The 16,536-nt window shown below is 69.2% G+C and carries 11 protein-coding genes; 5 read left to right on the top strand and 6 right to left on the bottom strand.

Annotated elements, in window-relative coordinates; genetic code table 11:
* Nucleotides 1-23 precede the first annotated feature (23 nt).
* Nucleotides 24-938, bottom strand: coding sequence for a LysR family transcriptional regulator (locus GV790_RS04935; protein ID WP_163810917.1), 915 nt, complete (start codon nucleotides 936-938; stop codon nucleotides 24-26).
* A 79-nt stretch (nucleotides 939-1,017) separates the two neighbouring features.
* On the opposite strand from GV790_RS04935, the gene GV790_RS04930 reads away from it, so the two are divergent.
* The 5 genes from GV790_RS04930 (at nucleotide 1,018) to GV790_RS04910 (ending at nucleotide 5,828) form a co-directional block, all read left to right on the top strand.
* Nucleotides 1,018-1,959: an EamA family transporter gene (locus GV790_RS04930; protein ID WP_218586373.1), complete on the top strand. Its 942-nt coding sequence runs from the start codon at nucleotides 1,018-1,020 to the stop codon at nucleotides 1,957-1,959.
* Entirely contained in the window at nucleotides 1,956-2,588 is a 633-nt protein-coding gene (locus GV790_RS04925; RefSeq protein WP_163810915.1) for an NAD(P)-dependent oxidoreductase, read from the top strand. Before GV790_RS04930 ends, GV790_RS04925 begins: the two co-directional genes overlap by 4 nt.
* A 106-nt stretch (nucleotides 2,589-2,694) precedes the next feature.
* Nucleotides 2,695-3,633 carry an SMP-30/gluconolactonase/LRE family protein gene (locus tag GV790_RS04920; protein ID WP_163810913.1) on the top strand — a complete coding sequence of 313 codons (939 nt, stop codon included), beginning with the start codon at nucleotides 2,695-2,697 and terminating at the stop codon, nucleotides 3,631-3,633.
* Nucleotides 3,634-3,742: 109 nt separating this feature from the next.
* A complete protein-coding gene (locus tag GV790_RS04915) occupies nucleotides 3,743-4,765 on the top strand; it encodes a methyltransferase (protein WP_163810911.1) in 1,023 nt (340 codons plus the stop codon).
* Between the two features lie 199 nt (nucleotides 4,766-4,964).
* Nucleotides 4,965-5,828 carry an LLM class F420-dependent oxidoreductase gene (locus GV790_RS04910; protein WP_163811131.1) on the top strand — a complete coding sequence of 288 codons (864 nt, stop codon included), beginning with the start codon at nucleotides 4,965-4,967 and terminating at the stop codon, nucleotides 5,826-5,828.
* 15 nt (nucleotides 5,829-5,843) lie between these two features.
* On the opposite strand, the gene GV790_RS04905 is transcribed toward GV790_RS04910, so the two are convergent.
* The 5 genes from GV790_RS04905 to GV790_RS04885 all read right to left on the bottom strand — a co-directional run bounded on the left by GV790_RS04905 (nucleotide 5,844) and on the right by GV790_RS04885 (nucleotide 16,175).
* Nucleotides 5,844-6,527 carry a TetR/AcrR family transcriptional regulator gene (locus GV790_RS04905; RefSeq protein WP_163810909.1) on the bottom strand — a complete coding sequence of 228 codons (684 nt, stop codon included), beginning with the start codon at nucleotides 6,525-6,527 and terminating at the stop codon, nucleotides 5,844-5,846.
* Between the two features lie 55 nt (nucleotides 6,528-6,582).
* Nucleotides 6,583-7,656 carry a carboxymuconolactone decarboxylase family protein gene (locus GV790_RS04900; protein ID WP_163810907.1) on the bottom strand — a complete coding sequence of 358 codons (1,074 nt, stop codon included), beginning with the start codon at nucleotides 7,654-7,656 and terminating at the stop codon, nucleotides 6,583-6,585.
* Nucleotides 7,653-9,062, bottom strand: a complete 1,410-nt coding sequence (locus GV790_RS04895) for an aminotransferase class I/II-fold pyridoxal phosphate-dependent enzyme (protein ID WP_163810905.1) — start codon at nucleotides 9,060-9,062, stop codon at nucleotides 7,653-7,655. Before GV790_RS04895 ends, GV790_RS04900 begins: the two co-directional genes overlap by 4 nt.
* Nucleotides 9,059-15,442 (bottom strand): type I polyketide synthase, encoded by a 6,384-nt coding sequence (locus tag GV790_RS04890; RefSeq protein ID WP_163810903.1) that lies wholly within the window; start codon nucleotides 15,440-15,442, stop codon nucleotides 9,059-9,061. Before GV790_RS04890 ends, GV790_RS04895 begins: the two co-directional genes overlap by 4 nt.
* Before the next feature lie 103 nt (nucleotides 15,443-15,545).
* Entirely contained in the window at nucleotides 15,546-16,175 is a 630-nt protein-coding gene (locus GV790_RS04885; RefSeq protein WP_280212739.1) for a GNAT family N-acetyltransferase, read from the bottom strand.
* Between the last annotated feature and the right edge of the window lie 361 nt (nucleotides 16,176-16,536).

The raw sequence follows: 16,536 nt of genomic DNA, 5'->3' as shown, positions 1-16,536 counted from the left end.
GCTAAACCACGCTCGAGGTCAAGTCATCCCATTTTTCGCGGGGCCGAGCCGTCGATGACGGCAGGCTCGGCGGGGATGCCGAGGATGTCGAGGAAGGCGCCCGCAGCCGGTGTGCGAGTGGTCCGGCTCCAGATGACGTACTCCACGCGGGTCGGCGCATCGGTGATCTCGATGGTGACCACACCGGTCAGCTGCGGCACCCACAGCGCGGGCAGCATGGCGATGCACAGGTCCTGGCTCACCAGGCGGGCGATGTATTCGGCGGAGGTGACCTCGAAGGCGACGTCACGGTCCAGGCCCGCGGCGGCGAAGGCGAGATCGGATTGGGCCCGACCGGCGGTGCCCGGCGGCAGATCGACGAACGTCTCCGCCGACAGCCCGCGCAAGTCGACCGAATCCGCGCCGGCCAGCGGATGTTCGGGTGCGACGACGGCCACGAGCCGGTCGCGAGCCAGTTCGTGCGCGGCCACACCACGGGGACGCGACGTGGGCGGCAGCCCGAGAAACGCCACGTCGAGCGCCCCCTGCTCGACCCGTTCGGCGAGGCCCTCGCTGGCGCCCACCCGCAGATTGATCCGCACGTGCGGGTAACGGCGACGGAATTCGCGTAACGCCGCCGGCACATCCACCGCGGCAACCGAGGGAATCAATCCGACGGCCAGGCGGCCGCGGATCTCTCCGACCGCCGCGGCCACCTCGGCGGCGGCGCGTTCAGCGGCGTCCAGGCACTGCCGGGCGGCGGGCAGGAACGCCGCACCGGCCGGGGTCAGCCGCACCCGGCGGCTGGTGCGGTCGAACAGCCGCGCGCCGAGTTCGCGTTCCAGGCGGGCGATCTGGTGGCTGAGGGCGGATTGCACGACCAGGCAGCGTTCGGCGGCACGGGTGAAGCTGTTCGTCTCGGCGACGGCCAGCACATACCGCATCTGTTGCAACTCCATCAATCAATCTTGAATCACGATCGTTGCGGTGACAAACATGTGTTGGATTCATCGTTCGGATCCGGGTGAGATGGTGAGCATGAAAAGTTCAGCAGCGGAACTGGTTTCCGCCGGACCCGCCGCCGGGTCCGGATACGGGAATCTGCCGCTCACCGCATTGACGGCGCTCACGCCGATCACCTGGGGCACCACCTACGTCGTCACCACCGAACTGCTTCCGCCGGGCCACCCGGTGTTCGCTGGGCTGCTGCGCGCCTTGCCGGCAGGCCTGATCGCGCTTGCGTTCACCAGGATGCTGCCGCGCGGCGCGTGGTGGTGGAAGGCGACCGTGCTCGGCGTGCTCTACATCGGTATGCCGTTCCCGCTGCTGTTTCTGTCGGCCGAACATCTCCCGGGCGGGGTGGCGGCGACGTTGGCGGCCGCGCAGCCGCTGGCCGTCGCGGTGCTGGCCGTTCCGGTGCTGCGCGAGCGCCTATCGGCCTGGCGGCTGGGGTGGGGGTTGATCGGCGTGCTCGGCGTCGGCCTGGTGGTGATCGGCCCGGACGCGGGCCTCGACGGCGTCGGCGTGGTGGCCGGGGTGGGGAGTGCCGCGTCGATGGCACTGGCCCTGACGCTGACCAAACGGTGGGGACGCCCAGCCGAGGCCGGCCCGACCACCTTCGCCGGTTGGCTGCTCACCGCGGGCGGGCTGTTCCTGCTACCGCTCACCTTCCTGCTGGAGGGTGCGCCGCCCGCGATCGATGCGGACGCGAGCCTCGGCTACCTCTGGATGGGCTTGGTGGGCGGACTGTTCGCCTATGTCGTGTGGTTCCGCGGCATCGCCACCCTGCCGGTCGCATCGGTGGCGGTGCTGGTGCTGTTGTCGCCGCTGGTGGCGGCGATCCTCGGGGCGCTCCTGCTCGGCCAGACCCTCGGGCCGATCCAGCTCACCGGTTTCGCACTCGCGCTGGCCGCCATCGTCGCGGGCCAGCTGCCCGCACCTGTTCATGATGTTTCACCTCGGAAAGGGACACCTCGATGAAGTTCACTGTTGTCGGAGCCGCGGGCATGGTCGGTTCCCGGGTCGTCGGCGAAGCCGCGCGCCGCGGCCACGACGTCGTCGCCGTCTTCCGTACCCCGCGGCGGGCCGCCCTGCCCGCCGGCGTGGTGACCGTCGCGGGCGAGGCGCGGGATCCGGACCGGATGAGCGGCTTCTTCGCAGGCGCCGACGCCGTCGTCGCGGCGACCCGTCCCGCACCCGGCCACGAAGACACCGTTGCGGCGACGACGACCGCGTTGCTCGACGCCGCCGGCCGGGCGGGCACCCGCATCCTGGTCGTCGGCGGTGCCGCGCCGCTGCGTGTCCCCGGACATCCGGACCGGCTCGTGCTCGACGACACCGGCTACGTCCCGGCCCACATCCGCCCCATCGCCGCCGCCAGCGTCGCACAGCTGGAGGCCTGCCGCGCGCACCCGGCGGACTGGACCTATCTGAGCCCGCCGGCGCTGCTCGAACCGGGTGTCCGCACGGGGCGATACCGCCGTGGCGGCACCGACCTGCTCGTCGCGGCCGACGGCGCGTCCCGGATCTCGGCCGAGGACTTCGCGGTCGCGGTGGTCGATGAACTCGAAACCCGGTGCGGTGCCCAGCATTTCACTGTCGGCTACTAGATCGTCGCGCCTCGTCCGGCGACGGCATGCCCGGCGTGCGAGGTACGTCCTCGTGGGCGCGCTCCTATGGCGATGTCGCCCGAGCGCGGACCATCGACGGAGGAACATGAACAGGGTCTATTACCCGGCACTGCTGTCGGCCTGGCTGATCGCGACGGCGCTGCTGCCCGTTCCGGCGCCGGCGCTGCCCGGGATATTTCCCACCACGATCGCCCTGCCCGCCGGCTTCTTACCCGAAGGGATCGCGATCGGTGCGCTGCCGGTGGGCTATTTCGGCTCGCGCGCCGACGGTTCCCTCTTTCGCGTCGATCTGACGACCGGGCGTGGCACGATCGTCAGTCCTGGGCCGGGGACACCCGCGCTCGGCCTGGCCCTCGACGCGTGGGGCCGGCTGTTCGTCGCCGGCGGCACCGCGGGCACGGCCCGGGTGGTGGATGCCGACACCGGTGCGGTGCTCGCGACCTACCGGCTCGGCACAGCACCCGGAAGCTTCGTCAACGATGTCGTGCTGACGCCGACCGGTGCGTGGTTCACCGATTCCCGGGCGCCGGTGCTGCACCACCTGCCGATCGGCTCCGACGGTGCGCTGCCCAGCGAAAATTCGGTGCTTCGGCTCCCGCTGACCGGTGACATCGGCTACCTGGACGGGGCCATCAATGCCAACGGCATCGTGCGTACGCCCGATGGTTCGGCGCTGATCATCGTGCAGTCGGCGACCGGGCACCTTTTCCGGGTCGATCCGGCCTCGGGAGCCACGCGCCGGATCGACCTGGGCGCGCACACACTGCCCGGCGGCGACGGATTGCTCCGGCACGGGAACACCGTGTTCGTCGTGCAGAACCGGCTGAACACGGTTGCCGTCATCGCGCTCGACCCTGCCGGGACCACCGGCCGAGTCCAGCGACGGCTCACCGATGGGCGCTGGGATGTGCCGACGACCGTCGCGGCTTTCGGAAACCGGCTGTACCTGCCGAACGCGCGTTTCACCACCCCGGCGACGGCGTCGACGCCGTACACCGCCGTCGCTGTCGATCTGCCGGCGTGAGGGGGCGGCGTCGGCCGGGTGGTTGCCTCCCCGCAACCCCGTTGCCACACTGGTGGCCGGCCGACACGGCAGACCTCGAAGGCTCGGATCGACGACCGCGGGAGGGCTCATGGCAACGACCGGCGACACATCCGTCCCTGACGCGTGGACGGCACTCGGGCCGCTGATGGATCTGGTGACCCCGATGGCGTTGCGGGTCGCCGCGACGCTGCGACTGGCCGACTTCGTCGCGGCGGGTCCGCAACCGGTCGAGGAGCTCGCGCAGCGCTCGAACACCGACGCCGACGCCCTCGGCAGGCTGCTGCGGCATCTGGTCTGCCACGGCGTGTTCACCGAGCCGAGCCCGGGAACCTTCGGCGACAACGAGATCGCCGCACTCCTGCGTTCGGATCATCCGGCCCGGATGCGCGACTACCTCGACCTCGACGGCTTCTTCGGGCAGATGGACCTGGTATTCACCCGGCTGCTGCACACGGTGCGCACCGGAAAACCCGCATGGGAGCAGGTCTTCGGCGCACCGTTCTGGGAGTACCTGGACAACGATCCAGCGATGAGCGCCGCATTCGACGCCGCGATGCAGACCGGGGTCGACCGCATCGCCGGGGAGGCCGCGGACTACGACTGGTCCGGCGCCCGGCATATCGTCGACGTCGGCGGCGGCACCGGAACCCTGCTGGCCCGGGTGCTCGAGGCGCACCCCGAGGCCCGTGGCACCCTGGTCGATCTGCCCGAGACCATCGAACGCGGCAGGCAGCACCTCGCCGCCCGCGGGCTGGACGATCGCTGCGACTTCGCGGCGCAGAGCTTCTTCGACCCGCTACCCACCGGCGGCGACGTCTATGTGCTGTGCCGGGTGATCCACGATTGGGACGATGAGCAGGCCGCCGCCATCCTGCGCCGGTGCGCCGAGGCGGCAGGCCCCGACGGGCGCGTGGTGATCGTCGAAGGCTACGACTCCGCCGGCGATCCGGCGTCGTTCGCCGAGATGAACCTGCGCATGCTGCTGATCTCCGGCGGCCGCGAACGCAGCATCGAGGCCTACACCGCACTCGCGGGCACTGCGGGGTTGACGGTGGCAGGCGTGCGGCCGACACCACAGGGGCACCTCGCGATCGAATGCAGGCTCGCCTAGCGCCGCCGCGCCGCAAAACTGAAACACGTTCTTGCTGGAGTCCCCCGCGTTGGCTAGTATTCCGAACACCTGTCCAGACACTCAGGAGCACCTGGACGTCGACTCCGCGCCCCGCCGGTGACGGAGCCCCCGCGCCGACGCACCTCGGCGGACCCGAAGGAGTGCACAAATGACCGGCTCTGGTTCCCTCGGCGAGGCCTTGCGTTTCGGCATCGTGTTGTTCACCAGCGATCGCGGCATCACACCGGCCGCCGCGGCCAAGGCTGCCGAGGACACCGGATTCCACTCGTTCTACGTGCCCGAACACACCCACATCCCGGTCAAGCGCGAGGCCGCCCACCCACAGACGGGCGATGAATCCCTGCCCGACGACCGCTATATGCGTACCCTCGATCCGTGGGTTGCCCTGGCGATGGCCGCGGCGGTCACCGAGCGGATCGAACTGTCCACGGCGGTGGCGCTGCCGGTCGAGCACGATCCGATCACCCTGGCCAAGACGATCGCGTCCCTCGATCACCTGTCCGGCGGCCGCGTGGTCCTCGGCGCCGGATTCGGCTGGAACACCGACGAACTCACCGATCACCACGTCCCGCCGAACAAGCGGCGCACCGTACTGCGCGAATACTTGGCGGCGATGCGCGCGCTGTGGTCGCAGGAGGAGGCCGAATACCACGGCGACTACGTGGATTTCGGCGCGAGCTGGGCCTGGCCGAAACCGGTGCGCGGCTCGGTGCCGGTGCTCATCGGCGCGGCGGGCACCGAACGCACCTTCCGCTGGATCGCGCAGTCGGCCGACGGCTGGATCACCACGCCCGGCGAAACCGATATCTCCGACCGGCTCGCCCTGCTGCGCAAGATCTGGACCGATTCCGGCCGCACGGGGCAGCCGCGCGTGGTGGCCCTCGATATCAAACCGGATGCCGGGCGACTGGCCGAATGGGCCGAATCCGGTGTGACCGATGTGCTGTACGGCCTGCCCGACAAGCCGGAGGCCGATGTCGTGTCCTATCTGGGGCGCCTGTCGGACAAATTGGCCCGCATCGCCGGCCCGGCCGAGGCCTGACCTTACTGCTCGGTCCTACTGCTCGGCGGGAAGGCGCAGGGCGTTGACCCACAGCCGCGTCGCGGTGAAGGTCAGCTCATCGATCGACGCGTCGGCGCCCTGCTCGGCCATGGTGACGAAATGGCCGAAGGCCAGCCTGCTGACCATGCCCGACAGCGCCCGTGAGGCGAGCAGCGGGTCGAGATCGGCGTCGGCCAGCCCGCGTCGTTGCAGATCGGCGATGCTGCGGGCATTGCGCTGGATGAACGCGTCGGCGCGACGCTGCCGCAATTCGGCGAACTCGGAATCGATGTTCGCGACCTGTTCCAGTAGCGCCATCAGCTTGGCATTGCGCTGGTAGGCCTCGAAATAGGCGCGGTTGCTCGCCTCGACGATGGCGGCGGGGTCGTCGTCCTCCGGCACGTGCGGCATGCCGGGGTGCATCATGTCCTCCTGCGCCACCTCGAGCACCGCCGCGAAGATCTCTTCCTTGCTCGCGAAATAGGTGTAGAAGGTGCCCGAGGAGCAGTTGGCGGCCTGGGTGATATCGATCAGCCGGGTTTCGAGGTAGCCATTGCGTTCGAACACCTCCCGCGCCGCCGCGACCAGCGCCGCACGCGTGCGCAGACCGCGCTGGGTGGCAGGCAGCTCACGCAGCAGAGAGGTACGCGCCATCGACGGCGCGTCGGCCCCATCGGCTTCGGTGAGCTGGTCTCCCATGCAGCATTTATACCGCTCGACGAGGTCGAAGCGGTATTCCGGACCGGTGAGCGGGTCAGCCGCGGTTGTTCATGATCGCGGCGTACACCCGGTAGTTGCCCACCAGCGGCACGAGCTCGAGCAGCTGCTTCACCGAGAAATGGCGACGCAACCGCGCCCAGGTGTCATCGCTGATGAAGTACTCGGTGTCCAGTTCGTCGACCGCGCGCATGAGCGCGGACTGGGCCGGGCTCGCATCCGGGCCGTCCGGCCCCGCCGCGACGAGGGCGGCTGTTTCCGGGTGGGCGGCCGAGCGCATAGACCATTCACCGATCGGGCCTACGCGCCACAGCATGCGCTGGACGGCCAGTTCCCGTTCGGCGGCCGCGAGCTTCATCCGCCGTGCGGCCACACCGTCGATGCGGCGAACGATCGCCGCCGTCCACGGATGGTTCAGCGCGAACTCCGCGGTGATCTCCGGATCGTGCGGCACCCAGATGTGCGGGCGCGACGGCGGGGTGGCGGTGGTGATCTCGGCGGGCGCCGGGGCCAGCGGGCGATCTTTGCGCGGACGGCGCGGCCGGGCGGGCGAGCGGCGGGCGGCGCGCGGTTCGAGATCGAACAACTCCCCGGGCGGGCAGAAGTTGTTGACCATGGCCAGCACCTCGTACATCGCGCCCACCGAGTACAACTCGCGGTACTGGCGCGGCGACAGGTGGCGCAGCAGCCATTCTTTGGTCGCCTCGGTGATGAGCTGATCCTCGTGCAGTTCGTCGACGGCGGTGAGGATGGCGGCCTGCCGGTCGTTCCACAGCGGCGCCGAGGGACCGTCCTTGATCGCGACCAGGTAATCGGCGTCCTTGCGCAGCACTTTGGCAGTCAGGACGTGGTTCTGCCATTCGAACCGGCCGCCGCAGTTCCAGCTGCCGCGCAGCGCGATGAGTTCCCAGTCGGCGATGGGCAGGATCGGATGCGCGATGGCCAGCAGGTGAATGTTGTTCACCAGCATGGTCCATGGACCGAGAATGGTGAGGTGGTGCAACACCGGCACCACGATCTCGGCATTGGGCGGACTGAACCGCCACGGCAAGGGGTTACGCAGTCGCGGACTGCCCGGCCGCGACCACCCCAACTCGATCCGCTCGGTCATCGGGCCGTCCTCTCGCTCGGTGCTGTGGGATCCGGCACGTGCTCGGCCGCAGCGATCGCCTCGGCCAGCAGATCCGCGGTGCCGGCGAGCTGCTCGTCGGTGTGTTCGGAGGTGACGAAAAAGCGCAGCCGCTCCTGCCCCGCCGGGACCGCGGGCGCGGAGATATTGCCCGCGTACACCCCGCGCTGCAACAGCGAGGAGGCGACGAACCCGGAGCGGATCTCGCCGGGCACGATCACCGGACAGATCGGCGTCCCCTGCGAATCACCCAGATCGATGCCGCGTTCGGTCAGTAATGCGGTGAACCGCTTCGCATTCGACCACAGCCTGGTCAGCCGCTCCGGCTCGTCGTCGAGCACGTCGAGGGCCGCGAGGGCGGCGCCGACCGCCGAGGGCGCCGGACCGCCGGTGAGCATCGCGACCCCGGGTGCGGCGGCTTTCATCGCACCGATGAGGTCGGCGTCGCCCGCGATGAAGCCACCGACGCTGCCCAGCGCCTTGGACAGCGTGCCCATCCAGATGTCGACATCCGCACCGGCCATCGAGTAATGCTCCCGGATGCCGCGTCCGCGCGCGCCGAACACACCGAGCGAATGCGCCTCGTCCACCATGACCGCGCAGTCGTATTCGCGTGCGATATCGGCCATCTCGTTCACCCGGCCGACAGTGCCGTCCATGCTGTAGTGGCCTTCCACCACCACCAGCGCCCGGTCGAACCCGGAGCGCGACATCCGCAGCACCGACCGCAGCGCTTCGGGGTCGTTGTGGCGGAAGGTGATCCGGCGGCAGCCGGCCCACTGGGTGCCGGAGATGACACTGCCGTGGATCAGGGCGTCACAGACCGCGACGTCACCGTCGCCCATCAGGAACCCGAGCACACCGGCATTGGTGAGGTAGCCGCTGGTGGTGATCATGGCGTCGCCGACGCCGTACCAGTCCGCCAGCCGCTGTTCGAGTTCGCCGTAGAGCGCGATCTCACCGGCCAGGATGCGGCTGGCCGACGCCGAGGCGCCGTAGCGGTCCAGCGCAGCCTTGGCGCCGGCGACCACCCGGGGATGGTTCGCCAGCCCCAAGTAGTTGTAGGCGCTGAAGTTCACCAGCTCCCGGTCGCCGACACGCATGGTGGCGTCGTTGGCGCCGGTGCGCGGCAGGAACAGCGGGTTGGGCATGCCGGTCTGCTCGTAGAGTCCGGCGATGGCCGCCCGGCGCGCCACCATGGCCGCCACCTCGGGATGATCGGCGAACTGCCGGCCGGGGCCGCGGCGCTTTCGCGGGGCGGACACGCCGCCCGTCGCGGCGGGCCGGGCCGGGGCGGGACGCGCGGCGACCGGACCGGACGCGGAGCCTGGTGCGGACCCGGTGCCGGACAGCAGTTTTCGGGCCAGCTCGCGGGCCGACTCGGTCATGCGTTCACCTCCGCCTTCAGCTCTGCCTGCGCCGGCGCGGTGATCGCGGCCGGCGCCGTCGGGCTGCCCTCGACCAGGTACGCGGCCACCTTCGCGCCGGCCTGTTCCAGGGTGAAGGTGCGGCCCATCTGCAGCGAGGCCATGTCGACGCCGAGCGATTTGGTGATCAGCGCGCCGAACTCCACCGCCATCAGCGAGTCGAGACCGAGCTCCGGCACCGGCACCGTCAGGTCGATGGATTCGGCTGCCACACCCATCACCGAGGCGAGCTGTTCGGCGAGCATGTGCGCGACCACCTCGTTGCGTTTGCCCTCGTCGAGCTCGCGCAGCGCGGCGGCCAGCTGCGCGGCGGCCGAATCGTCCTTGGCCGCGGCGGCGATCTGAGCCTCCACCCGGCCGGTCATCCCGAAGAACGGCGCGGTGGCGTCGACCTTGCCCCAGTCGATCGGGAAGATCGCACCGTAGTGGTGCAGGCCCAGTTTGAGCGCTTCTTCCAGATACTCGGTGCCCTCGTCCATGTCGATGGAGTCGAAGCCGGTATTGCGCAGGTAGCGCGCCAGATTCTCGTCCGCGGCGGCCATACCGCCACCGGACATGTGCCCCCAGCCCACGGCCAGCGCCTTGCCGCCCTTGCGCACCACCACATCCGCCACGGCCTGCAGGCTGAGATTCGCCGCGGTGTAGGCATATTGGCCCACGCCACCGAAGATCGCGCTGCCGGAGGAGAAGAGGATGAACAGATCCAGTTCGGCGCCCGCGGCGGTGAGCCCGTGCAGCAGCGCGCGCACGCCGTCGACCTTGGGCCGGAACACCGAGGCGAGGCTGTCACGATCCATCACCGAGATGCGCTTGTCGTCCACCACACCGGCGGTGTGGAAGACCCCGCGCAGCGGGTGCTCAGGGGTGTGCGCCCGCGCGATGACGGCGGCGATGGCCTCCGGGTCGGTGACGTCGACGCGTTCGGTGCTGACCTGCACGCCCTTGTCCTGCCAGATCGCCAGCTGCTGCCTGGCCGCCTCGGTGGTGGCACCACTGCGCCCGAGCAGCGTCAACCGGGTGGCGCCCTTACCCACCAGCCACCGTCCCATGGCCAGGCCGAAGGCACCGAAACCACCGGTGATCAGGTACTGGCCCGCCGGGTCGATGACGACCTCGGGGATCTGCGGACGCACCAGCGGCGCCTCGTCTTCCAGGTTCAGCGCCACTCGGCCGATCTTGCTCGACCGCGCGACCTCCTCGAACGCCTTGGCCACCTCGGCCGTCCCGTAGGACTCGTACGGCAGCGGCCGATAGGTGCCGGCCGCGATGGTGGTGTAGCTGCGCTGCACCAGTTCGACGGTGGCGTGGCGGCGCAGCGCCAGCATCCGGTCCAGGTCCATCGAGTGGTAGGAGACGTTCTTGTCGAAATGGCGCAGGTCGAGCATGCCGCCGGTGTAGATGTCGGCCTTGCCGACCTCGACGATGCGCCCGAATTCCGCGATGGCCTTGAAGTTCTGGCGCAGGATCTCACCGGGTGCCGAGGAGATGATCACATCGGCGCCGCGACCATCGGTCAGGCCGAGCACATCGTCGACGAAGTTCAGCGCCCGCGAGTTCAGCACATGGTCGGCGCCCTGCGACAGCACGTAGGCGCGCCGCTCATCGGCGCTCGCCGTGCCGATCACCCGCGCGCCGTGCGCCTTGGCGATCTGCACCGCGGCCGCACCGACACCGCCGGCGGCGCCGTGCACCAGCACCGTCTCCCCCGGCTGCACCCGCGCCAGCTCCAGCAGCGAATGCTCGGCGGTGGCGAAGGCGGTCGCGTTGGTGCAGTGCGCCGGATTCACATCCGGGGCCAGTCTGCGCACCAGATCGGCGTCGGTGGTGTGGAAGCGGCTGATCATGCCCTTGGATCCGAGGCTGACCTGATCGCCCACGGCCACATGCTGCACCTGCGACCCGACCCGGACCACGGTGCCGATGCCTTCCATACCCGGCGTGGTGCCGAAGAAGGTGCCCGCCAGTTCGCGCTCGGTGAGCACACCGATCACCTTCAGCGGGTCCTTGTAATTGAGTCCGACCGCCCGGATCCGGATCTCGACCTCGTTCGGCCCGGGCTCGCGCCGATCGCAGCGCCGCCAGCCCAACCGGGACAGCACCCGCGATTTCGGCAATTCCAGGGTGAAGTTGGCCTCCGGGTCCGCCAGCGGCACCGCCTCGTCCATGGCTTCGAGCCGGCCGGGTAGTGAGGCCTCGACCACCGTCACCCAGCGCAGGCCGTTGCGCAGGAAGACCTCATCGGAGTGGTCGTAGGTGAAGGCGCCGCCGATGGCGAGCTCGGCGGCCAACTCCGCGTCACCGGTCTCGGCGTCGACGTCGACCAGCCGCCAGCGCAGCCGCGGCTGTTCGTTCAGCAGCACCCGGCGGGCACCGGCCAGCGCGGCATGGCTCGGGTTCGGCGGCACCGCGTCCTGCGGATGGGCGAAGGCATGTTCGGTGACGAGGGTGAGGTGGATGGACCCGTCACCGATGATCGACACCTCGGCCTTGCGCTGGTCGAGCCAGTCCTCGAGGAAGCCCTCGAGCATCACCGCGAGCCTGCGCAGCGTCCACAGATTGTCCATGTCGGAGTATTCCGAACCGGCCACGATCACCACGTGCACGCGCTCGACCCCGTCGACGGCCGCCGCCGCGCGCACCCGCTCGAGCATCGCGTTCTCCAGATCCGCGCGCGCCGGATCGCCGACGGTGACGATCTCGGAACGCAGCGCGGTGCCCGCCACCTGGCGTGCCCGCTCGCTCACCTGTGAACCCAGTTCGATGACGAGGGTGAACGCGGTTTCCGGCGCGGGCAGCCCGCTGCGATCCACCGGATCGCGCATCTCCCAGCGGTCTTCGTAGAAGAAGTCGGTCATCCGTTGCAGCGCACTGCGTCCCGGTGTGATCGACCCGAAGCGCATCCCGGCGATGCGCATCACCAGGTTGTGCTCGGCGTCGAGCAGATCGATATCGGCGGTGGGTTCGCCGTCGGTGTCGAGGCGGGCGACCACGATCACCTGGTCCGGGATCCTGGCGAAGGCGCGTACGCCGTCGACGCCCACCGGAACCATGGCGCCGTCCTGCGAATTCACGGTTCCGGCCAGCAGCGCCGCCACACTCTGCAAGGCCGCGTCCACCACGCACGGGTGCGCGAGATGGCCGGAGTCGCGGGCGATGCTGCCGTCCAGGGTGGCCAGCACGGTGGAGTCGGCGATCCGCACCGAGGTGGCGCGCTGGAAGGCAGGCCCGTAGGCGAGTCCGCGTTCGGCGAGACCGGCGTAGAAGGCGGCGGGATCGATCCCGAGCATGCCGGCCGCGTCGGGTAGTTCCACCTTCGACGGTTCGAATGTGCCCGCGACCAGACGCCCGAGCGCGTTGATGGTCCAGGCCGATTCGGCGGCACCGCGCGAGCGGATGGTGAACCGCTGGGTGGATTCCTCCACCGTGAACTCGACCACCGGCGCCGCGCCGTCGGCGATGATCAGCGGCGCCACGAAACGCACGTCTTCGACGGCGACCGTCGCCGCCTCGTGCCGCAGCGCTGCGGCACTCAGCGCGGCGTCGAGGTAGGCCGCGCCGGGCAGGATGCGCGCGCCGCCCACCACATGGTCGTCCAGCCACGGCAGCGCGGCCAGGCTCAACTGGACCGTCCAGGTCGCGGGATCCATCAGATCGGGATCGCCGAGCATCGGGTAGCCGCCAGGGGTGCCGTACTTGCGCTGAGTGAGGCCGGGCAGCTCGTTGTGCAGCAGGGTGCGCTGCCAGGGATAGCGCGGCAGATCGATGTGCGGGGTCGCCGGGCGGCCCGCGAACAGGCCATCGATATCGAGCACGCCCGCGGTATACAGGCCGCCGATGGTCTGGCGGATGCTCTCGGAGTCGGACTGCTTGCGGCTGAGGGTGGCGATGCTGGTGCCGGTCTCGCCCGCACCGATCAGGATCTCGCGGATATTGGCGCCGAGCACCGGATGCGGACCGACCTCGAGGAACACCCGGCTGCCCGCGCCCACCAGCGCGGTGACGGCGTCGGCGAAACGCACCGGCTGACGGACATTCGCGCACCAGTACCGCGCGTCCCACTCCCCGCTGGTGACCGGCTCACCGGTCACGGTCGAATACAGCGGCAGTACCGGATCCGACAGCCGCAGATCGGCCAGCACCGTACGCAGTTCGTCGAGGATCGGCTCCATCAGATAGCTGTGGTAGGGGACCTCCACATGCAGCCGTTTGGCGAACGTGCCCTGCTCGGTGAGCTGTTCGGCGATCTCGTCCAGGCGCTCGACCGCACCGGCGAGGGTGACGGCGTTCGGGCTGTTGATCGCGGCGATATCGACACGGTCGTCACCGTCGATGAGTTCGGCGGCGGCCGCGGGCCCCAAGCCGACGGCCAACATGCCGCCGGTCCCCGCGGTGCTCGCCTGCAGGCGTGCCCGGTGGTAGCTCACCAGCAGCGCGTCGTGCAGCGACAACATGCCGGTGACGTAGGCCGCCGACACCTCGCCGACACTGTGGCCGACCACTGCCGCCGGACGCACACCGAGGTCGGCCAGCAGCGCGAACAGCGACACCTGCACCAGGAAGTTGGCCGGCTGGGCCACCGCGGTGCTGGTGACCTTCGACTCCTCCTCCGGGCGCAGCAGTTCCTCGATGATCGACCAGCCGGAGATCTCCTGGAAGACCGCGTCGATCCGGGCCGCCTCCTCGGCGAACGCTCCTGGAGTCTGCAACAACTCCCGGCCCATGGCCCACCACTGTGGACCCATGCCGGTGAAGACGAAGACCGGCTCGACGGTCTTGCGCGGAATCACCTTCGTGGCGCCGCGGCCCTCGCCGGAGGCGAAATCGACCAGTGCGCGCACCAGTTCGGTGTCGTCACCGAAGGTCAGGGCGGTGCGGTAGGCGTGGTGCTGGCGCCGCGTCCACGCCGCCTCGGCGAGGTGGCCCGGGTCGGCGCCGTCGGCGATGCGCTCGGCGAATCCCTTGGCCAGATCGCGGGCGGCCTGCTCGCTGCGCGCCGAGATCGGCAGCACACCGAAATGCTCGGGCTCCCGTTCGGCGGTGGTGGCGGCGGGGCGGTATTCCTGCAAGATCGCGTGCGCGTTGGTGCCGCCGTAGCCGAAACCGTTGACGGCCACGGTCATTCGCTCGATCTCGGCGCCGACCGGTTCGGCCTCCAGCTGGATCTTCACATTCAGCTCGTCGAACGGGATATCGGGGTTGGGCTGGTCCAGCCAGCCCTGCGGTGCGATCGTGCGATGCGAGATCGCCAGCGCCGATTTGATGATGCTCGCGACACCCGAGGCCGCCTCGGTGTGTCCGAGCTGCGCCTTCACCGAGCCGACGCCGAGCGGAGCGGTGCGGCCCTCGACCTTGCCGTAGGCGCGTCCGATCGCCTGGAGTTCCAGCGGATCACCGACCGGCGTGCCGGTGCCGTGCGCCTCCACGTAGGTGATCTCGTGCGGTGCCAGGCCGGCACGGCGGGTGACCTTCTTGGCCAGTTCCTCCTGTAGATCGGCATTGGGCACGGTGATAGCGGTGGTGCGGCCGTCCTGGTTGGCGCCGGTGGCCTTGATGACGGCATAGATGCGGTCGCCGTCGCGTTCGGCGGCCTCGAGCTTCTTCAGCACGACCATGCCCGAGCCCTCGCCGCGGCCGTAGCCATCGGCCGAGGCGTCGAAGGGCTTGGACCGGCCGTCGGCGGCGAGGAAGCCGCCCTTGCACATCGACACGAACGGTTCGGGCTGCAACAGCATGGTGACGCCGCCGGCCATCGCGACCTCGCAATCGCCGCTGTCGAGGGCCTGGCAGGCCAGGTGCACCGCGATCAGCGACGACGAGCACGCGGTATCCACGGTGACCGCCGGGCCGACCATGTTCAGGGCGTAGGCGATGCGATTGGACAGCATCGTGTAGGACGCTCCGACGGCGGTGTGCATGTCGACGAACGGCAGGGCCTCGCCTGCCATCGAGACCGCCAGCTGATCCATGGTGAACGCGCCGATGTAGACGCCGATGGGCGCACCCGCGATGGTGCCCGCGATACCCGCGTCGTCGAGCGCCTCCCACGCGACTTCCAGAATGAGCCGCTGCTGCGGATCCATGGCCGCGGCCTCACGCGGGGAGATACCGAAAAAGTCCGGATCGAACTGCCAGGGGTCACCGGTCATGAAAGCGGCACGTTTGGTGTACATGCGGCCGGGTGTGCGGCGGTCCGGGTCGTAGTAGCGGCGGTAATCCCAGCGTTCGGCCGGAATATCGACAACGCCGTCGCCCTTGCCGACGAGGAAATCCCAGAAGGATTCCGGCGAATCGATGCCACCCGCATAACGGCAACCGATTCCGACAATAGCGATATCAGACACGAAAACTCCTCACCCACATCGAAACAAACCCCTGGAAAACCCCCTTGTTTACGCAGGCGAACCCCTCGCCCGCCGTGCTGTCAGCCGCGCACGCGCGCGTCGATCAGACCTTCGCCCCCGCGGGCGGTATCGTCACGACATTCATCAGCGGGCCGTCGCGACCGATCGTCGTCTCACCGATTCGGCGGCCGCCGAGCCCCTCGTAGAAGCCGACATTCTCGTCTTTGCAGATGCCGCACACCGGCACGCCTTCCCGGGCGGCTCGCTCGCACAGCCATTCCATCAGCGCGGTGCCGACGCCCATCCCCTGGGCGGCGGGATCGCAGCCGAGGTAGACCACGAAATAGTGCGGCTCGCGCGGTGCGACCCGCTCCAGCGCGGCGTCGACGGCCATGCCGCGGGTGGTGGCCGAGCCCATGGCCCACAGGAATTGCGGCCCGGATACCGCTTCCCGCCACCGGCTCTTCCGATATCCCGGCGGATACCAGAGAACCGCTCCGACGATCGCACCGTCACGCACCGCGACTTGCGCGCCACCGGCGGGGAGGAAACGGTATTTCACCATCACTCTGAGCATCCGCGGCGCATTCCGTCGCCGCACGGCCTCCGAGGGGAAGACGAACTCCTCGATCGGATCGTCGTGCTCGAAGGCATCGGCGACGACTCGGATGATCTCATCGATATCACCCGCGGTTGCCGGCCGAAGGACGATCCCGGCGGACTGATCCAACACTGTCCCTTAATATTTCGCACTCTGCCCATCGGCGCTGACGGACGCTACTCGCCAGTACGTTACCCGATTCGATGGCCACTTACTCCCCGGGAGGCTGTGGTGAAGAACAGCTCGGCAGGGAGTTGATTCGTTAGATCACATAGCTTAAGGTAGCGAATCCCGCACGCTCCGAAGCGTTTTCGATGTACCACATGCTGTAAACCGTGTTCCCAAAAATGGGAACACCTCCCACTTCCATGCTCGCTTCCGTTCACGTAGGACGGAGCCGCGTCTGAGCCATATAGTTTGATGCGCATATGAACGTATCCGCACGTAGTCTGGATCTGGATGCACCACGAACTTGTATGCCGTCGATGCCGCT

The sequence above is a fragment of the Nocardia cyriacigeorgica genome (assembly GCF_010858045.1).
GTDB classification, from domain to species: domain Bacteria; phylum Actinomycetota; class Actinomycetes; order Mycobacteriales; family Mycobacteriaceae; genus Nocardia; species Nocardia cyriacigeorgica_E.
This window is presented reverse-complemented; position numbering and strand designations above follow the sequence as displayed.